General features: G+C 72.3%; 17 protein-coding genes and 3 tRNA genes. 16 read left to right on the top strand and 4 right to left on the bottom strand.

Translation table 11 applies throughout. The annotated features are described in order from the left end of the window. Window positions 1-25 precede the first annotated feature (25 nt). The 3 genes from DEI93_RS00485 to DEI93_RS00495 form a co-directional block, all read right to left on the bottom strand. A tRNA-Phe gene (locus DEI93_RS00485) sits at window positions 26-101 on the bottom strand. Between the two features lie 60 nt (window positions 102-161). After that, window positions 162-238: transfer RNA gene (locus DEI93_RS00490), tRNA-Asp, on the bottom strand. Between the two features lie 43 nt (window positions 239-281). Further along, window positions 282-354: transfer RNA gene (locus DEI93_RS00495), tRNA-Glu, on the bottom strand. 292 nt (window positions 355-646) lie between these two features. On the opposite strand from DEI93_RS00495, the gene DEI93_RS00500 reads away from it, so the two are divergent. Both DEI93_RS00500 and DEI93_RS00505 read left to right on the top strand, forming a co-directional pair. Next, on the top strand, window positions 647-2,014 hold the full coding sequence (locus DEI93_RS00500; protein WP_146244380.1) for a M23 family metallopeptidase: 1,368 nt from the start codon (window positions 647-649) through the stop codon (window positions 2,012-2,014). Between the two features lie 31 nt (window positions 2,015-2,045). Continuing rightward, the gene (locus tag DEI93_RS00505; protein WP_111119563.1) at window positions 2,046-3,539 is read left to right on the top strand and encodes a C40 family peptidase; all 1,494 of its coding nucleotides are present in this window, start codon (window positions 2,046-2,048) and stop codon (window positions 3,537-3,539) included. A 168-nt stretch (window positions 3,540-3,707) separates the two neighbouring features. Here the strand turns inward: DEI93_RS00505 and DEI93_RS00510 are convergent, their stop codons facing one another. Next, window positions 3,708-4,196: an inorganic diphosphatase gene (locus DEI93_RS00510; RefSeq protein ID WP_111010321.1), complete on the bottom strand. Its 489-nt coding sequence runs from the start codon at window positions 4,194-4,196 to the stop codon at window positions 3,708-3,710. A 63-nt stretch (window positions 4,197-4,259) separates the two neighbouring features. Between DEI93_RS00510 and tilS the strand changes: the two genes are divergently transcribed. The 14 genes from tilS to DEI93_RS00580 all read left to right on the top strand — a co-directional run bounded on the left by tilS (window position 4,260) and on the right by DEI93_RS00580 (window position 17,286). Beyond that, window positions 4,260-5,384 carry a tRNA lysidine(34) synthetase TilS gene (gene tilS / locus DEI93_RS00515; protein WP_111119640.1) on the top strand — a complete coding sequence of 375 codons (1,125 nt, stop codon included), beginning with the start codon at window positions 4,260-4,262 and terminating at the stop codon, window positions 5,382-5,384. 50 nt (window positions 5,385-5,434) lie between these two features. Next, complete coding sequence (gene hpt, locus DEI93_RS00520) at window positions 5,435-5,986, top strand: hypoxanthine phosphoribosyltransferase (RefSeq protein ID WP_111010320.1); 552 nt, start codon at window positions 5,435-5,437, stop codon at window positions 5,984-5,986. A gap of 126 nt (window positions 5,987-6,112) precedes the next feature. Next, a complete protein-coding gene (gene ftsH, locus DEI93_RS00525) occupies window positions 6,113-8,110 on the top strand; it encodes an ATP-dependent zinc metalloprotease FtsH (protein WP_111010319.1) in 1,998 nt (665 codons plus the stop codon). Between the two features lie 9 nt (window positions 8,111-8,119). Continuing rightward, entirely contained in the window at window positions 8,120-9,094 is a 975-nt protein-coding gene (gene folP / locus DEI93_RS00530) for a dihydropteroate synthase (protein WP_111119562.1), read from the top strand. After that, window positions 9,091-9,468, top strand: coding sequence for a dihydroneopterin aldolase (folB, locus tag DEI93_RS00535; protein WP_111010317.1), 378 nt, complete (start codon window positions 9,091-9,093; stop codon window positions 9,466-9,468). Before folP ends, folB begins: the two co-directional genes overlap by 4 nt. Next, entirely contained in the window at window positions 9,465-10,004 is a 540-nt protein-coding gene (gene folK / locus DEI93_RS00540; RefSeq protein ID WP_111119561.1) for a 2-amino-4-hydroxy-6-hydroxymethyldihydropteridine diphosphokinase, read from the top strand. Before folB ends, folK begins: the two co-directional genes overlap by 4 nt. Beyond that, window positions 10,001-10,477 carry a DUF3180 domain-containing protein gene (locus tag DEI93_RS00545; protein WP_111010315.1) on the top strand — a complete coding sequence of 159 codons (477 nt, stop codon included), beginning with the start codon at window positions 10,001-10,003 and terminating at the stop codon, window positions 10,475-10,477. Before folK ends, DEI93_RS00545 begins: the two co-directional genes overlap by 4 nt. Window positions 10,478-10,515: 38 nt before the next feature. After that, complete coding sequence (locus DEI93_RS00550; RefSeq protein ID WP_111119560.1) at window positions 10,516-11,022, top strand: PH domain-containing protein; 507 nt, start codon at window positions 10,516-10,518, stop codon at window positions 11,020-11,022. After that, the gene (locus DEI93_RS00555) at window positions 11,019-12,740 is read left to right on the top strand and encodes a PH domain-containing protein (protein WP_258372216.1); all 1,722 of its coding nucleotides are present in this window, start codon (window positions 11,019-11,021) and stop codon (window positions 12,738-12,740) included. The genes DEI93_RS00550 and DEI93_RS00555 overlap by 4 nt, the downstream gene beginning before the upstream one ends. Further along, window positions 12,737-13,435, top strand: a complete 699-nt coding sequence (locus DEI93_RS00560) for a Rossmann-like and DUF2520 domain-containing protein (protein ID WP_111010313.1) — start codon at window positions 12,737-12,739, stop codon at window positions 13,433-13,435. The genes DEI93_RS00555 and DEI93_RS00560 overlap by 4 nt, the downstream gene beginning before the upstream one ends. A 111-nt stretch (window positions 13,436-13,546) precedes the next feature. Continuing rightward, window positions 13,547-15,106, top strand: coding sequence for a lysine--tRNA ligase (gene lysS, locus DEI93_RS00565; protein ID WP_111119559.1), 1,560 nt, complete (start codon window positions 13,547-13,549; stop codon window positions 15,104-15,106). 210 nt (window positions 15,107-15,316) lie between these two features. Beyond that, on the top strand, window positions 15,317-15,583 hold the full coding sequence (locus DEI93_RS00570) for a hypothetical protein (protein WP_146244060.1): 267 nt from the start codon (window positions 15,317-15,319) through the stop codon (window positions 15,581-15,583). An 81-nt stretch (window positions 15,584-15,664) separates the two neighbouring features. Continuing rightward, entirely contained in the window at window positions 15,665-15,796 is a 132-nt protein-coding gene (locus tag DEI93_RS00575; protein ID WP_258368579.1) for a hypothetical protein, read from the top strand. Between the two features lie 443 nt (window positions 15,797-16,239). Further along, window positions 16,240-17,286, top strand: coding sequence for a sigma-70 family RNA polymerase sigma factor (locus tag DEI93_RS00580; protein ID WP_111010310.1), 1,047 nt, complete (start codon window positions 16,240-16,242; stop codon window positions 17,284-17,286). Window positions 17,287-17,382: the final 96 nt, after the last annotated feature.

Below are 17,382 nucleotides of genomic sequence, written 5' to 3' on the forward strand. Positions count from 1 at the left end.
CCCCGCTCCCGGGAGGGCCTTGCGATGGTGGCTGGACACGGCATCGATCCGTGGACCTTTCGATTTTCAGTCGAACGCTCTACCAACTGAGCTATCCAGCCGTGGGCGACTCGATGGATCGAGTGGTGCCCGGGACGACTCGGTCCGAGGACCGGACGCCATGGCGACCCTGACGGGACTTGAACCCGCGACCTCCGCCGTGACAGGGCGGCACGCTAACCAACTGCGCTACAGGGCCATGCTTGTTGAGTTGTGGGCGGCGCCGGACACCCCGCCTGCAGTGACCCCAACGGGATTCGAACCCGTGCTGCCGCCGTGAAAGGGCGGTGTCCTAGGCCACTAAACGATGGGGCCGTCAAGCGATGCTTCACAGCTACCGGAGAACCAGCATACGGAAGCTCGCCGCGAATGCCAAACCGAGCGGATACCGCCTCGCCGGTCGGCGTGTCGCGGGCGTCGTGACCGGGGCATCCGGGTTCACTCGCCGCAGAGAGAACCCCGTGCCGTCGTTCCCCGTGGGTCCGACGTCGGTGCCCCATGCCCCTCGCCAGGGGGGTGGAGTGTCCGACACCCCTGTTGTTACTGTTGCGACTGTTGACAGTGTGACTCGGGTGCGCCTCGCCGTGCTGTTACGAAATCGAGACCGATGACTTCTTCCTCCTCCATCAGCCGCCGATCCGCGCCCCGACGCGCCGCTCGGGCCCTCGCCGTCCCCGCGAGCCGACCCCGTGCCCTCGTCCTCGCCGTCGTCGTCGCGCTCACGGGGGGTGTCCTCGCCGCGACCGGGACGCCCTCGTCGGCGTCCGCCACGTCCTACCCGAGCTGGTCCGACGTCCAGGCGGCCAAGGCGTCCCAGGCCGCCCAGCAGGCGAAGGTGACCGAGATCAAGGGACTCATCGCGTCCCTCCAGTCCCAGGTGTCGGCCAAGCAGGCCGCCGCGGAGAAGGCCGGCGAGGCCTACCAGACGGCGCAGACCGAGTACGACGAGGCCGCGCTCAAGGAGCAGAAGCTCCGGACGCAGGCGGACGAGGCCCGCAAGACCGCGGCCGCGTCGGAGCGCCAGGCCGGGCAGCTCGCCGCGCAGCTCGGACGCTCGTCGAACAACGACGTCACCTCGAACCTCCTGGCGCACCCGTCCGGAGCGAAGGACCTGCTCTACCAGCTCGGCGCGATGTCGAAGCTGTCCGAGCAGGCCGACGGCATCTACGAGCAGGCGAGCCAGGACCGGGGCACGGCGCAGGCGCTGACCGACCAGGCCGGGGTGGCGAAGAAGGCGCTCGGAACACTCCGTGACGCCGCGCAGCAGAAACTGGCCGACGCGAACGACGCCGCGACGGCCGCGCAGAGCGCTCTCGACGACCAGAACGACAACCAGGCGCGGTTGCAGGCGCAGCTCGTCCTCCTGACGACGAACGCCAAGAACGTGCAGGCGAACTACGACAAGGGCGTCGCCGTCGCCAAGGCCGCGGCTGCCGCGCGAGCCGCCGCTGCCGCGCGAGCCGCTGCTGCTGCCCGGGCGGCTGCCGCTCGCGCCGCCGCTGCCGCCCGGACCGGGGGCGCCGGCGCGCAGACGAGCACGGGCGCCACCACCACGACGCCGAACGGGTCGGGCTGGGTCCGCCCGTCCGCCGGGTACCAGACGAGCCCCTACGGCTACCGCGTCGACCCCTACACCGGTGCGTACGCCCTGCACGCCGGGGTCGACCTCGCGCCGGGCTGTGGTGCGCCGATCTACGCCGCCCACAGCGGGACCGTCACCTTCGCCGCGAACGGCGGGGGTTACGGCAACGAGGTCATCATCGACAACGGTGGCGGCATCTCGACGGCGTACGGCCACATCGTCAACGGCGGGTTCCTGGTCCACGCGGGCCAGACCGTGGTCGCGGGACAGCAGATCGCGCTCGTCGGCTCGACCGGCTGGTCGACCGGCTGCCACCTCCACTTCGAGACCCGGGTGAGCGGCGCTGCCGTCGACCCGGTCCCCTTCATGGCTGCGCGGGGGATCTCGGTATGACCACGAGCGCGCCCAGGAGGCACTGACCCGCATGAAGCCAGCACGCGTCCTCATCGGAGGCGCCGCGACCCTCGCGGTGCTCGGACTGACGTTCACCGTCGCCGCACCGGCGTCGGCCAGTCCGTCCGCTCCCTCGTGGGCCGACGTGCAGGCGGCGAAGCAGTCCCAGGCGGCGACGCAGCACCAGGTCGACACGTTGACCTCGTCGCTCGACGCGCTGCAGACCCAGGCGGAGCGGGCCTCGGTCGCCGAGCAGCAGGCCGGTGAGGCGTACCAGCGGGCGGCATCGCGACAGCAGGCGGCGCAGACCCGGCTCGACACCCTGACGCGCCAGTCGAAGCAGGCCGAGGCGAAGGCGGAGGTCTCCGCCCAGCAGGTCGCCGGCCTCGTGGTCGAGCTCTCGCGGACGGGCGGCGGCGACCTCTCGACGGCGATGCTCGTCGACGGCGCCGACGCGAAGGACCTGCTGTACCAGGTCGGCACGATGTCGCACCTGTCGGCTCGCTCGGCGGGCATCCTCGCCGACGCCGAGGCCGACCAGCGGCAGGTCGACGCCCTGCAGCACCAGGCGTCCGCGGCCGAGACCGCGCTCGGCAAGGCCACGACGGCCGCCAAGACGTCGCTGTCCGACGCGAACGACCAGGCCGCGAGCGCCGCCGGACGGCTCAAGAGCGTGCAGGACCAGCAGTCGACGCTCTTCGACCAGCTGGCGTACCTCAAGGGAACGACGGCGAGCACCGAGGCCGCGTACTTCGCCGACCAGCAGGCGAAGCAAGCCGAGCGGGCGATCGCGACCTCGACGACCAGTGGGAGCGCCGGCACGACGAAGGCCGCCGCGACCGGAAGCACCGGGACGACCGCGTCGAAGCCCACGGCGTCGAAGCCGACCGGTTCGAAGCCGACCGGTTCGAAGCCGACGGTGTCGAAGCCGACCGGGACGGGCACGGCCCCGAAGCCGGCCGCGCCTGCGCCGAAGCCGGCCGCGCCGGCCCCGAAGCCCGTCGCAGCGCCCAAACCGGCCGCGCCGGCCCCGAAGCCGGCCGCGCCTGCCCCGAAGCCGGCCGCGCCGGCGCCGAAGCCGGCCGCGCCCGCGCCGAAGCCGCCGACGTCGAGCACCGGCTCGTCCTCACCGTCCAAGGGCTCCGCCGCGCTGGCGTTCGCGTCCGCCCAGATCGGCAAGCCGTACGTGTTCAGTGCCGCCGGTCCGAACTCCTACGACTGCTCGGGGCTCGTGATGGCCGCGTACAGCAGCGTCGGCGTGGCCGTCGGTGGGCACCGGGTCGACTGGCAGTACGAGCACTTCGCCGCACTCGGCCGACTCGTGCCGCTGTCGCAGGCGCAGCCGGGCGACATCATCTTCTACTCGACGACGGGCACGAACCCGGCGGGGATGTACCACGACACGATCTACGCCGGCGGCGGTCGGATGGTCGAGGCCCCCAAGCCGGGACTCAGCGTGCGGAACTACGCTGTGTACACGTACCAGATCGTCCCCTACGTGGCGCGCCCCACCGGCTCGCTCTGATGACCCGGCCGGGACCCCTTCGGGTGGGGTTCCGAGCCGATGACGGTGCCGACCCCTTCGGGTGGGGTCGTCACCGGACGAAGGCGGCGGGCGCCCCATGGGCACCCGCCGCCTTCACTTCTCCCAGCCGGCCGCCTGGCCAACGCCGCGCCTCGGGGCGCGACGGACTCAGTGGCCCGGCTGGTACGCGGCGAAGCCCGCCGCGACGATCTCCTCGGCCTCGGCGGCGTCACCCCAGCCCTCGGCGTTGACGAACTTGCCCGGCTCGAGGTCCTTGTAGCGCTCGAAGAAGTGGGCGATCTCGGCCTTCGTCTGCTCGTCGACGTCGGCGATGTCCTGGATGTGCTGCCAGCGCGGGTCCTTCGCCGGGACGCAGAGCACCTTGGCGTCGGAGCCGGCCTCGTCGCTCATCTTGAACACGCCGACCGGGCGGACCTTGACGCCGACGCCGGGGAACGCGGGGTACTCGAGCAGGACGAGGGCGTCGACGGGGTCGCCGTCGAGCCCGAGGGTGTTCTCGAAGAAGCCGTAGTCGGTGGGGTAGACGAACGACGTGAACAGGACGCGGTCCAGGTACACCCGACCGGTCTCGTGGTCGACCTCGTACTTGTTGCGGCTGCCCTTGGGGATCTCGATGACGACGTCGTACGCGGCCATGTGGCACTCCTCGATGTGGATGGTTCTGCGGTCCTACAGCGCCGATAACGTTACAGGGTGGACATGCACCGGCCCCGGCTCGGACCCGCCGTCGCCGCCGTGCGCCGCGCGGTGCGCACGTCCCTCGCGGACGCCCGTTCGGCGGGCGTCCTCGCCTCCGGTGACCTCGTCCTCGTGGCGCTGAGCGGCGGCCCCGATTCGCTCGCACTCGCGGCCGCGACCGCGTTCGAGGCGCCCAGGCAGGGCCTCCGCGCGGGCGTCGTCGTCGTCGACCACGGCCTCCAGGCGGGCAGCGGGGCGGTCGCGAGCGCGGCCTCCCGGCAGGCGGAGGCGCTCGGGCTCACGCCCGTCGTCGTCGACCACGTCCGCGTCGGTGACGCGGGTGGGCCGGAGGCCGCCGCCCGGGAGGCCCGGTACCGGGCGATCGCGGCCGTCGCCGCGGCGGAGCGGTCGCCGCTGGTCCTGGTCGGGCACACGATGGACGACCAGGCCGAGACGGTCCTGCTCGGCCTCCTGCGCGGCAGCGGTCCGGACAGCCTGTCGGGCATGCCGGCGCGGTCACCGGCGCCGGTGACGCCCGGGCCGCTGCTCGCCCGCCCGCTGCTCGGCGTCCGGCGGGCGACGACCGTCGCGGCCTGTGCCGAGAGCGGCCTGGAGCCGTGGACGGACCCGCAGAACAACGACCCCGCGTTCGCCCGGGTCCGGGTGCGCGCGCGCGTGCTGCCGGTGCTCGCCGAGGAGCTCGGCGACGGCGTGGTCGAGGCCCTGGCTCGCACCGCCGACCAGATCCGCGAAGACGCGAGCGCGCTCGACCACTTCGCCGAGGAGCTCGCCGAGGAACTCGCGGAGCACGCCGAGGCGGGCATCGCGGTGTCCGTGTCGGGACTCGCGGCCAACCCGCCGGCCCTGCGGCAGCGACTCGTGCGCCTCGCGGTCGAGGGGGAGTTCGGCGTCGTGCTCTCGCGGCTCCAGACGCTCGAGGTGTGCCGGCTCGTGACGGACTGGTCGGGACAGGGGCCGATCGACCTGCCCGGCGTCCGCGTGCGGCGCGAGGGCGACCGCCTGCTGTTCGCGAGCACGACGTCCGGGCCGGTGTCCGGGTCCGGGCGGCCGGTGTCCGAGTCCGGGCCGGGGTCGCCCGGCCGTATCCTGGGAGACCCGGGCGGCACCGGCCCGGCGCACCACTGACCCGCGCACCACTGACCCGGCGCATCACTGATCAGAGAGGGCACGCCCCCGTGGAACTCACCGACGTCCAGGCCGACCTGAGCGAGGTCCTGTTCACCGCCGAGCAGATCGACGCCCGGATCGCCGAGCTCGCCCGCGCGGTCGAGGCCGACTACACGGGGCGCGACCCGCTGCTCGTCGGCGTGCTCAAGGGCGCGGTCATGGTGATGGCGGACTTCTCGCGTGAGCTCAAGCTCCCGATCACCATGGACTGGATGGCGGTGTCGTCCTACGGGTCCGGCACCAAGTCGTCCGGCGTCGTGCGGATCCTCAAGGACCTCGACACCGACCTGCACGGCCGCGACGTCCTCATCGTCGAGGACATCATCGACTCCGGGCTCACCCTGTCCTGGCTCCGGCAGAACCTCGTGAGCCGCGGGGCCGCGAGCGTCGAGATCGTCGCGTTGCTCCGCAAGCCCGAGGCGGCCAAGGTGCAGGTGGACGTCAAGTACGTCGGCTTCGACATCCCGGACGCGTTCGTGATCGGGTACGGCCTCGACTACGACGAGCGTTACCGCAACCTGCGCGGTGTCGGGGTCCTGGCGCCGCACGTCTACTCCTGACGAACGGCCCTCCGGACGTCGAGTTCGCCCTCGGAGGACACCCACTCGCCCCACAGAGTCCCGGCCGTATGCTGACTTCCACGCAACATCGGCAGAGAAAGGTGTCGGGCGTGTCGCCCGGATCACATGGACTTCAAGCGCATCTTCCGTGGGCCGTACCTGTACGTGATCATCGCGGTCATCGGGATCTGGATCGGCTGGGCCGTGATCAGTCAATCCGGGACGTCGCAGATCACGACGCAGAAGGGCCTCGAGCAGCTCGGTGACGGCAAGGTCGCCTCTGCCACCATCAACTCCACCGAGCAGCGCGTCGACCTCGTGCTCAAGGACGGCAACCAGACGGAGCAGTTCTACTACTCCACCCCGCGTGGGCCGGACGTCGTCTCGGCGGTCGACAAGGCGAACCTGTCGAAGGGCTACAACGACACCGTCCAGCAGTCGAACGTGTTCGTCTCGCTCCTGCTGACGTTCCTGCCGTTCCTCGTCATCGGTCTGGTGTTCTGGTTCCTCCTGTCGAGCGCCCAGGGCGGCGGCTCGCGCGTCATGCAGTTCGGCAAGTCCCGCGCGAAGATGAACAACAAGGAGAACCCGCAGGTCACCTTCGCCGACGTCGCCGGCGCGGACGAGGCCATCGAGGAGCTCCAGGAGATCAAGGAGTTCCTCAAGGAGCCGGCCAAGTTCCAGGCGGTCGGCGCGCGGATCCCGAAGGGCGTGCTGCTGTACGGCCCTCCCGGGACCGGCAAGACCCTGCTCGCCCGCGCCGTCGCCGGCGAGGCCGGGGTGCCGTTCTTCTCGATCTCCGGTTCGGACTTCGTCGAGATGTTCGTCGGTGTCGGTGCGAGCCGCGTGCGTGACCTGTTCGACCAGGCCAAGCAGAACGCTCCCGCGATCATCTTCGTCGACGAGATCGACGCCGTCGGTCGTCACCGCGGTGCCGGCATCGGCGGTGGCAACGACGAGCGCGAGCAGACGCTGAACCAGCTCCTCGTCGAGATGGACGGCTTCGACGTCAAGACGAACGTCATCCTCATCGCCGCGACGAACCGTCCCGACGTGCTCGACCCCGCGCTCCTCCGGCCGGGCCGCTTCGACCGCCAGATCGGGGTCGACGCCCCGAGCCTCATCGGCCGCAAGCAGATCCTGCAGGTGCACGGCAAGGGCAAGCCCCTCGCCGCGAGCGTCGACCTCGACGTCCTCGCCCGCAAGACCCCCGGGTTCACGGGTGCCGACCTGGCGAACGTCCTCAACGAGGCCGCGCTGCTCACCGCGCGCTCGAACGCGCAGCTCATCGACAACCGCGCGCTGGACGAGGCCGTCGACCGCGTCATGGCCGGTCCGCAGCGCCGGACCCGCGTCATGAGCGACCAGGAGCGCCTCATCACCGCGTACCACGAGGGCGGTCACGCGCTCGCGGCGTCGGCCATGCGGCACACCGACCCCGTCACGAAGATCACGATCCTCCCGCGCGGTCGTGCCCTCGGGTACACGATGGTGCTCCCGCTCGAGGACAAGTACTCCGTCACGCGCAACGAGCTGCTCGACCAGCTCGCCTACGCCATGGGCGGTCGTGTCGCCGAGGAGATCGTGTTCCACGACCCCACCACGGGTGCGTCGAACGACATCGAGAAGGCCACGGCGACCGCACGCAAGATGGTCACCGAGTACGGCATGAGCACGGCGGTCGGTTCGGTCAAGCTCGGCCAGGGGTCGGGCGAGCCGTTCCTCGGCCGTGACATGGGCGCCCAGCGCGACTACTCGGAGAACATCGCCGAGACCGTCGACGCCGAGGTCCGTGCCCTGCTCGAGTCCGCGCACGACGAGGCCTACCAGGTCATCAACGCGAACCGCGACATCCTCGACCACCTGGCGGGTGCCCTCCTCGAGAAGGAGACGCTCGACCAGAACGAGCTCGCCGAGATCTTCAAGGACGTCCGGAAGCTGCCCGAGCGCCCGCAGTGGCTCTCGAGCGACAGCCGCCCCGTGAGCGACCTGCCCGCGATCTCGCTGCCGGTCAAGGCGCCGGTGGACGAGGGCGCCGTCGACGGCGGCATCGACTCCGAGCCCCCGGCGAAGCCGCGTCGGGCACGGGCCCCTCGCGGGAACCCCGGTATCGCGCCGGCGTAGGCCAGCGGGATGACCGACCTCCCCAGCCGGTGCGAGCGCCGGATCTCCGAGGCGAGCCGCGCCCGCGCCGCCGCAGCCGAACCGGCGACCGTCGCCATCGACCTCCCTGCCCTGCAGCAGGAGGCGGCGACGCGTCGCCGGTCGGCGCGTGCGGAGGGCGCGGCCCCGTCGACGCCGGGCCGGGCGCGGATCATGGGCATCCTCAACGTGACGCCCGACTCGTTCAGCGACGGTGGCGAACACCACCGACGCGATGCCGCCGTGACGCACGCGCGCCGGCTCGTGGCCGACGGCGCCGACCTCGTCGACGTCGGCGGCGAATCCACCCGGCCGGGTGCGCCGCGGGTGCCGGTCGACGAGGAACAGCGTCGCGTGCTGCCGGTCGTGCAGGACCTGGTCGCCGAGGGCATCACGGTGAGCGTCGACACGATGAACGCGGCGACGGCCGAGCGGTCGCTCGAGCTCGGGGCGTCGATCGTCAACGACGTCTCCGGCGGGCTGGCCGACCCGGACATGGCCCGCGTCGTCGCCGCGAGTGGGGCGGGCTTCGTCGTCATGCACTGGCGCGGCCACAGCGACGTGATGCACCGGAACGCCGTGTACGAGGACGCCGTCGAGGACGTCCGCCGCGAGCTCGAACTCCGGGTCGCGGAGCTCATCGTGCTCGGTGTGCACCCGGACCAGGTCGTCGTGGACCCGGGGCTCGGGTTCGCGAAGCACGGTCGGCAGAACTGGGAGATCCTGGCCGGGTACGAGCGCTTCGCGTCGCTCGGGCTCCCGGTGCTCGTCGCGGCGTCACGCAAGCGCTTCCTCGCCGGCGTCGGGAGCGATCCGGACGCCGCACCCCGGGACCGGGACCTGGCGACCGCGGCGATCACGCTGCTCGCCGCCGAGCGTGGGGCCTGGGGCGTCCGGGTCCACGACCCCGCCCCGAACCGCGCGGTGCTCGACGTCTGGGACGCCTGGAGGGCCGCGCGATCGTGAACGACGTCATCCGCCTCACAGGGGTCCGGGCCCGCGGTCACCACGGGGTCTTCGACCACGAGCGCGCCGACGGGCAGGACTTCGTCGTCGACGTCGCCGTCGAGGTCGACGCCCGTGCCGCCGCGGGCCCCGACGACCTCGACCGCACGGTGCACTACGGCGTGCTCGCCGAGCAGGTCGTCGCGGCCGTCGAGTCCGACCCCGTCGACCTCATCGAGACCCTGGCGGAGCGCATCGCCGCCGTCGTCCTGGGGCATCCGGCGGCACTCGCCACCGAGGTCACCGTGCACAAGCCCCAGGCGCCGATCACGGTGCCGTTCGCGGACGTGTCGATCACCATCCGCCGGGACCGCTCCGCGCGGGTCGACCCGTGAGGCGCGCCGTCATCGCCCTCGGCGCCAACCTCGGCGACCGGGGGTCGACCCTGCGCGAGGCCGCTGCGGCGATCCTCGCGGTGCCGGGGGTGCGCCCGGTGGCCGCATCGCACGAGGTCGAGTCCGTCGCGATGACCCTCTCCGGGCCCGACGAGACGAAGCCCCGGTACCGCAACGGGGTGGTCGTGGTCGACACCGATCTCGAGCCGGACGCACTCCTCGCCGCGCTGCACGACATCGAGGACGCCCACGGCCGGGTCCGCGTCGAGCGGTGGGGGGACCGGACGCTCGACCTCGACATCGTGGCCGTCGACGACGTCGTGCTCGACGCCGCCGACCTGACGCTCCCGCATCCCCGGGCCGCCGAGCGGGCGTTCGTGCTCGCGCCCTGGCTCGACGCCGACCCCGACGCGGTCCTCCCCGGCGCCGGTCCGGTCGCCGCGCTGCTCTCCGCGGTCGGCGACGACACCGTCCGCGTCGAGGAACCCCGACTGTTCGCGTCCCGTCCGTCCGAGCTCCCGGGAGCACCCCAGTGAGACACACCCGCGCCTCCACCCTGATCAGCGTCGCGATCGTCGCCGGTGTCGCCGGGTTCGCCCTCGACGCTGCCCTGGCGTCCCGGCAGCGGCCCGTCATCGTGCTCTCGTCGGCGCTCGGGCTGACCCTGGGCTTCATCGGCATCGCGCTCGTGCTCATGGCGATCCCGGTCCGTCGGCACGCCCGTGGCACCGCGACCCGCCCCGTCGACGCCTTCTACGCGACGCGGGTGGTGGTCCTCGCCAAGGCCTCGAGCATCTGCGGCGTGCTGTTCGGCGCGTTCACGGGTGGCGGGCTCGCGTTCGTCCTCACGCGGGCCGTCGTCCCCGCGCTAGGCTCCATCCTGCCCAGCGTCGTCGCGGTGTTCGGTGGTCTGGTGCTCATGGTGTGTGCGCTCGTCGCGGAGCACATGTGCACGGTGCCGCCCCGGGACGACGACGACTCCGACCCGGGTGGGACGACCGCGATCTGACCGACCCGGCAGCAGCGACGCCGACGACAGGGGGACCGATGCCGAGGGAACGTCTCGACCTGCCGGGGATCCCCTGGAGCCGGGTGTCGCCGCGCCTGGTCTGGACCGAACTCGTCACCGTCCTCGTCGTCGGGGTGGTCATCACCGCCGGGTGCTTCCTCATCGGCGTGGCGTTCCGGGGGTCCTCGCCGACCACCGCGCTCGTGTGGACGCTCATCGGGCTCGCCGCCGCGGTGGTCACCGCCCTCGTCGCTGCCTTCACGCCCCGGCGGATCCGGTCGATCGGGTACGCCCTCCGCGGCGACGACCTCGTGGTGCGGCGCGGACTCATGTTCCAGCGGTTCATCGCCGTCCCGTACGGCCGCATGCAGCTCGTCGACATCAGCCGCGGTCCGCTCGGTCGTGCCCTCGGTCTGAGCGACCTCCGGTTCGTGACGGCGGCGGCGAGCACGAACGTCCGGCTGCCCGGGCTCCCCGAGGCCGACGCGGACCGCCTGCGCGACGAACTCGTCGCGATGGCCGAGAGCCGACGGGTCGGGCTGTGACCTCCCGGCCGTCCGGCCCGCCGCTGCCGCCGCTGCCGCCGCTCCCGCAGCCCCACCGGCAGGGCGACGCCGCCGCGGCCGCCGACCTGACCGACGGGACGTGGCACCGCCTGCACCCGCTGACGCCGCTGCTCCGCGGAGGGATCGCGTTGCTCGTGATCCTCGGGTGGGTGGTCAACACCCTCCGCGAGCGGCTGCTCGACCTCGTGATCCCGGGTGGTGCCCGGGGCGGCGAGCAGGGCGACCCGATCGACTACGTCGTCCGCCACGACTACGTGGGCGTCGCGCTCCTCGGGGTGCTCGTGTTCATCCTCGTGCTCATCGGCCTGTTCACGCTGTCCTGGCGCATGCACACCTTCCGCGTGACCGGCGAGGTCGTCGAGGTCCGCTCGGGCGTGCTGTTCCGGAACCACCGCAAGGCCCGCCTCGACCGCATCCAGGCCGTCAACGTCGTCCGCCCGTTCGTGGCCCGGCTCGTCGGCACGGCCCGGCTCGAGATCTCGCAGGCGGGCAACGACGCGAACGTGCAGCTGGCGTACCTCGGCTCGCGGCCGGCCGACGACCTGCGGCAGCGCATCCTGCTGCTGGCGAGCGGTGCCCGCGCCGACGTGCCGGGCGGGTCCCGGGCCTCCCGGCCGGCGGGACGGTTCGTCGACGAGCGGATGACGGAGTTCCTGGCCCCGGAACTCGACCCCGCCGCGGTGCGCGCCACGCGCGTCGTGCGCGTGCACACCGGGCGGCTCATCGGCTCCGTGCTCCTGTCGAACACGACCGTCGTGCTCGCCCTCGCCGCGGTCGGCATCATCGTGAGCGTCGCCGTGACCGGCCAGTACTTCCTCCTCGTGACGTTGTTCCCGGCGATGATCGGCGCCGTCGGGGTCACGGTCCGCCGCTTCACGAAGTCGCTGCAGTACTCGATCGCGGCGACTCCGGACGGGATCCGCATCGGCTACGGCCTCGTGTCGACCTCGAACGAGACCCTGCCGCCCGGGCGCATCCACGCCGTCGCGGTCACGCAGCCGCTGCTGTGGCGTCCGTTCGGCTGGTGGGACGTCCGCGTCAACCGCGCCTCGCACGCCGGCGGCTCCCGTCAGAACCAGCAGACGTCCTCGGTCGTGCTGCCCGTCGGTGACACCGCGGACGTCCGTGCGGTGCTCGAGATCATCCTGCCGGAGCTCGTCGGCACCGCGGTCGCCGGGCCCGCCGCCTCCTTCGCCAGCCTGCAGGAGGGCTCGGCCGCCGCGGTCGACGTCGTGCAGGGCAGCCTGACGGGGTCGGGCGACGCCGGTGGGTTCACGCGGTCACCCGGTCGCGGCGCCTGGCTCCGACCGCTGTCCTGGCGTCGCAACGGCTACCGGAGCGTCCCCGGGGCGGTGCTGCTCCGCCTCGGCGCGGTCTGGCGGTCGCTCGTCGTCGTGCCCCTGCCGCGCGTGCAGAGCATCCGGGTGGCACAGGGCCCCCTCGAGCGCGCGCTCGGGCTCGCCGAGGTCCACGTGCACACCGTGCACGGACCGGTCGTCGCGCGCATCGGCGCGCTCGCCGTGCCCGACGCGATGCGGCTGTTCTCCGGCACCGAGGCCGAGGCCGTCCGCGCGGCCGCCGCCGACACCTCGCACCGGTGGCGTGACGACCGGGAGGCCCGGGGCGCCGACCCCGCGTCGGTCGCCGCACCGGTGGGGTGGGAGCACGTGCCACGACCGGACGGAGGACCACGATGAGCGAGCGGGCCGGACGACTCGGGGTCGGCGTCGTCGGTGCGGGCCGGGTGGGCCCGGTGCTCGGCGCCGCGCTCGCGAACGCGGGGCACGCGGTCGTCGGCATCACCGCGGTCTCCGACGCGGGACTCGACCGGGCCGAGGCGCTCCTGCCCGGCGCGCCCGTGCTCGGGACCCCGGAACTCGTCGAGCGGAGCGAACTCGTTCTGCTCGCCGTGCCGGACGACCAGCTGCCGGGGCTCGTGCAGGGTCTGGCCGACGCCGGCATCTGGCAGGCGGGACAGCTCGTCGTGCACACGAGCCCGGACCACGGAGTCGGGGTCCTCGCGCCCGCGACCGCCCAGGGCGTCATCCCGCTGGCGATCCACCCCGCGATGGCGTTCACGGGCACGAGCGTCGACCTCGCCCGCCTCCGGGACGCCTACTGCGCGGTGACCTCGCCCGCGCCGGTGTTGCCGATCGCGCAGGCGCTCGTGGTCGAGATGGGTGCCGAGCCGGTCGTCGTCCGTGAGGCCGACCGCGCCGCCTACGCCGACGCGGTCCGGGCCGCGGTGGACTTCTCGAGCGCGATCGTCGACCAGGCCGCCGGGACGCTGGCGGCGATCGGCGTCGACCACCCGGGACGGGTGCTCGGTGCGCTCGTCCGGTCCGCCGTCGAGAACGCGCTCGCGCAGGCGGACGGGCAGCAGGCGCTGTAGCGGTGCGCGGTCCCCGGCAAGCGTCTCCCGGCCGGCGTCTCCCGGCCCGCTGCGCCGTGGTGGGCCGGTAGCATCGACGCATCCCCCACGACCCCCGGAGCTGCGCGCGCGATGACCGACGAACCCGCTGACACCACCGACCCCGAGGCCGTCGCCCTCGAGACCGCCCGCGTCGACGCCGAGGCAGCCGCCGCGGCCGAGACGAGCGAGCAGCGTCAGGTGCGCCTCGACAAGCGGGAGCGGTTGCTGGCGGCGGGCATCGAGGCCTACCCGGTCGAGCTCGGGATCACGACGACGATCCCCGCGGTCCGCGCCGAGCACGCCGACCTGCCGAGCGGCGAGGAGACCGACGACGTCGTCGGGCTCGCCGGCCGCGTGGTGCACGCGCGGAACACGGGCAAGCTGTGCTTCGCGACCCTCCAGTCCGGCGACGGCTCCCGCATCCAGGCGATGGTGTCGCTCGCCGAGGTCGGGGACGAGTCGCTCGCGCGCTGGAAGGAGTTCGTCGACCTCGGTGACCACGTGTTCGTGCACGGCCGCGTGATCTCGTCCCGCCGCGGCGAGCTGAGCGTCATGGTCGACGACTGGGCGATCGCGGCGAAGGCGATCCTGCCGCTGCCGAACCTGCACACCGAGTTGAGCGAGGAGACCCGGGTCCGCGCCCGCTACCTCGACCTCATCGTCCGCGAGCAGGCCCGCACCACCGTGCGCGCACGTGCCGGCGTGATGCAGTCGCTCCGCGCGACGTTCGCGGCCCACGACTACCTCGAGGTCGAGACGCCGATGCTGCAGACCCAGCACGGTGGCGCGTCGGCCCGCCCGTTCGTGACGCGCTCGAACGCGTTCGACACCGAGCTGTACCTACGGATCGCGCCCGAGCTGTTCCTCAAGCGCGCGGTCGTCGGCGGCATCGAGCGTGTGTTCGAGATCAACCGGAACTTCCGGAACGAGGGCGCCGACTCCACGCACTCGCCCGAGTTCGCGATGCTCGAGGCGTACCAGGCCTACGGGAACTACGAGCAGATGGCCGACCTGACGCAGGAGCTCGTGCAGAACGCCGCGCTCGCCGTCACGGGCGGGCTCGTCGTGACGCTCGCCGACGGCACCGAGTACGACCTCGGCGGCGAGTGGGACCGCATCGACATGTACGCCTCGCTCTCCGCCGCGGCCGGTCGCGAGATCACGCCCGACACCCCGCTCGCCGAGCTGCAGGCGCTCGCCGAGGCCGAGGGCGTCGAGGTCGCGCACGCCACCCACGGCAAGTACGTCGAGGAGCTCTGGGAGCACTTCGTCATCGACTCGCTCGAGCGCCCGACGTTCGTCATGAACTTCCCGGTGGACACGTCCCCGCTGACGCGGGAGCACCGGTCGCGCCCGGGCGTCGTCGAGAAGTGGGACCTCTACGTCCGCGGGTTCGAGCTCGCCACGGCGTACTCCGAGCTCGTCGACCCGGTGGTGCAACGCGAGCGGTTCGTCGAGCAGGCGAAGCTCGCCGCGGGCGGCGACGTCGAGGCCATGCGCGTCGACGAGGAGTTCCTGCGCGCCCTCGAGCACGGCATGCCGCCGTCGGGCGGGATGGGGATGGGCATCGACCGCCTGCTCATGGCGATCACGGGCCTCGGGATCCGCGAGACGATCCTGTTCCCGCTCGTCAAGGGCGCTGGGACTTAGGGCAACGCGCCAGCGTTGCGCGACGCCAGCCCCGGGCGAGCCTGCGAGCACGGCAGTCGACGCACTCCTGCGCACACGGACGACAACGGGACGTGCGGGCGCATGCGCACTCGTCGTCGGCGTGCGCACACGGCGGACGGGCTCCGCTCGCTGGCCGTGCGCTCAGGTCCCCCGCACGGCACCCCGAGCACCGGGACGTACCATGGTCGCGTGCCTCATGGAGTCGTGACCGGGATCATCTTCTCGCTGACGCCGACCGTCGTCGTCGGCCTGGTGTTCTGGTTCGTCATGCGGGCGATCATCCGGGCCGACCGCACCGAGCGCGCGACCTACGCCAAGCTCGAACGGGAGGAACGCGCCCGTTTCACCGCGGAGCGTGCCGCCGGTGGACCCGGCGCGGGTACCGCGGGGCCGCGTGACGTGCAGGCGCCGAGCCGCCCCGCAGCCGTCCCCGCCTCGCCGCAGTCCGCGGAGTAGTCGCTCCCGGACGTCCGGCGGTCAGCGCCGCGACACGAGCCGTTCACCCCACCGTCGTCGGGGCTGGTCAGCATCGCCGGCATGACCGATCTGCTGCATGCCGTCGCCCGCTCGTTCGTCGGGGACATCGAGAGCGAGTACGACGAGTTCGACCTCGACGCCGAAGCGGAGGGGACCCAGCGACGCACGGACTGGCTCGAACCGAGCTGGTGACCGCCGATCGACCCCCGGGTGACGAGCGTGTTACGGGATCGTTGCCGAAAAGGGGTACGGACGTGCCGCGGGGGCCCCATCCGCACGCGTACCCCGGAACGTGTCGGCCGCCGGGTGACAGGGCGGGGTACAGTCCCGGAATCGGTTCGGACGCGGGCGAGGATCCGCGGATTTCCGGGCTCTTCCCCCAGCATCTTCGGGATCGGAGGGCCGGTCGGCGGAGTGGTCCCGTACCCCCACCCGGGGGTCCGCGATGACGAAGCACGGAGATCCCTGGGAAAAGCAGGAAACGATTTGTGGGGTACACCTCCGGCCCGCTTTACTCGTTGCACGCCCCGATGGAGGGGCAGCAGGACCAGCGCCGAACGACACCGTCCGACGTGATCCGGCCCGGCCCAGCCGGTTCGGCCCCCGTCAACCGTCACCGCGAAGGAGAGTCAGCCATGACCATCGCAACCGAAGCTCCGAGCACCACCCGGCGTTCCAAGACCACCACGAAGGTCGAGGCGGCACCGCGCGAGCTCGACAGCGTCGACACCGCGATCGAGGCCGACGAGCGTCTCGCCGGTGTCCGCGGCGCCTCGGTCGACCAGGTCGGCGACTACCTCCGCCACATCGGCCGCCTGCCGCTGCTCTCCGCCGAGGAGGAAGCGGACATCGCCCGCCGCATCGAGGTCGGCCTGTTCGCCGAGGAGAAGCTCGCGAACACGCCCGACGTGCCGAAGCAGCTGCAGCGCGAACTCCGCTGGCTCGTCCGCGACGGCCAGCGTGCCAAGGAGCGGATGATCACCTCGAACCTCCGCCTCGTCGTGAGCATCGCCAAGCGCTACTCGCAGCGCGGTCTGCCGTTCATGGACGTGATCCAGGAGGGCAACCTCGGCCTGGTCCGTGCTGTGGAGAAGTTCGACTTCACGCAGGGCTACAAGTTCTCGACCTACGCGACCTGGTGGATCCGCCAGGCGATCTCGCGCGGTCTCGCCGACAAGGCCCGCACCATCCGCATCCCGGTGCACACCGTGGAGCTCATCAACAAGATCTCGCGCACGGAGCGCGACCTCACCGTCGACCTCGGCCGGGCGCCGAGCCCCGAAGAGGTCGCCGAGGAGCTGAGCATGGACGTCGAGGAACTCCTCGACCTCAAGGGCCGCTCGCACGAGCCCGTGTCGATCCACACGGTGGTCGGCGACTCGGACGACTCCGAGCTCGGTGACTTCATCGAGGACGAGGACGCCGCGAGCCCGAACGAGATGACCGAGAGCACGCTGCTCCACCGGGACATCCGGTCGATCGTCGCCGAGCTGCCGACGGACGAGGCGCGCGTCATCCGCATGCGCTACGGCCTCGACGACGACCACCCGATGACCCTCGACGAGATCTCGAAGGTCGTCCACACCACGCGCCAGGCGGTCAGCCGCGTCGAGTCCCGCGCCAAGCTCCGCCTGTTCGCCAAGGCGGTCAGCCAGGACATGCAGCTCTACCTGACCGACTGAGGTCCAGGACCACGGCCGACCCGGACGGGGTCGGTGCGGGGAGTCGGGTCGTCCTGTGGGAAGGCGATCCGGCGGGGTGATGGGAACGGCCCGTCC

Origin of the sequence: Curtobacterium sp. MCBD17_035 (assembly GCF_003234815.2) — a bacterium.
In the GTDB taxonomy this organism is placed as follows: Bacteria; Actinomycetota; Actinomycetes; order Actinomycetales; family Microbacteriaceae; genus Curtobacterium.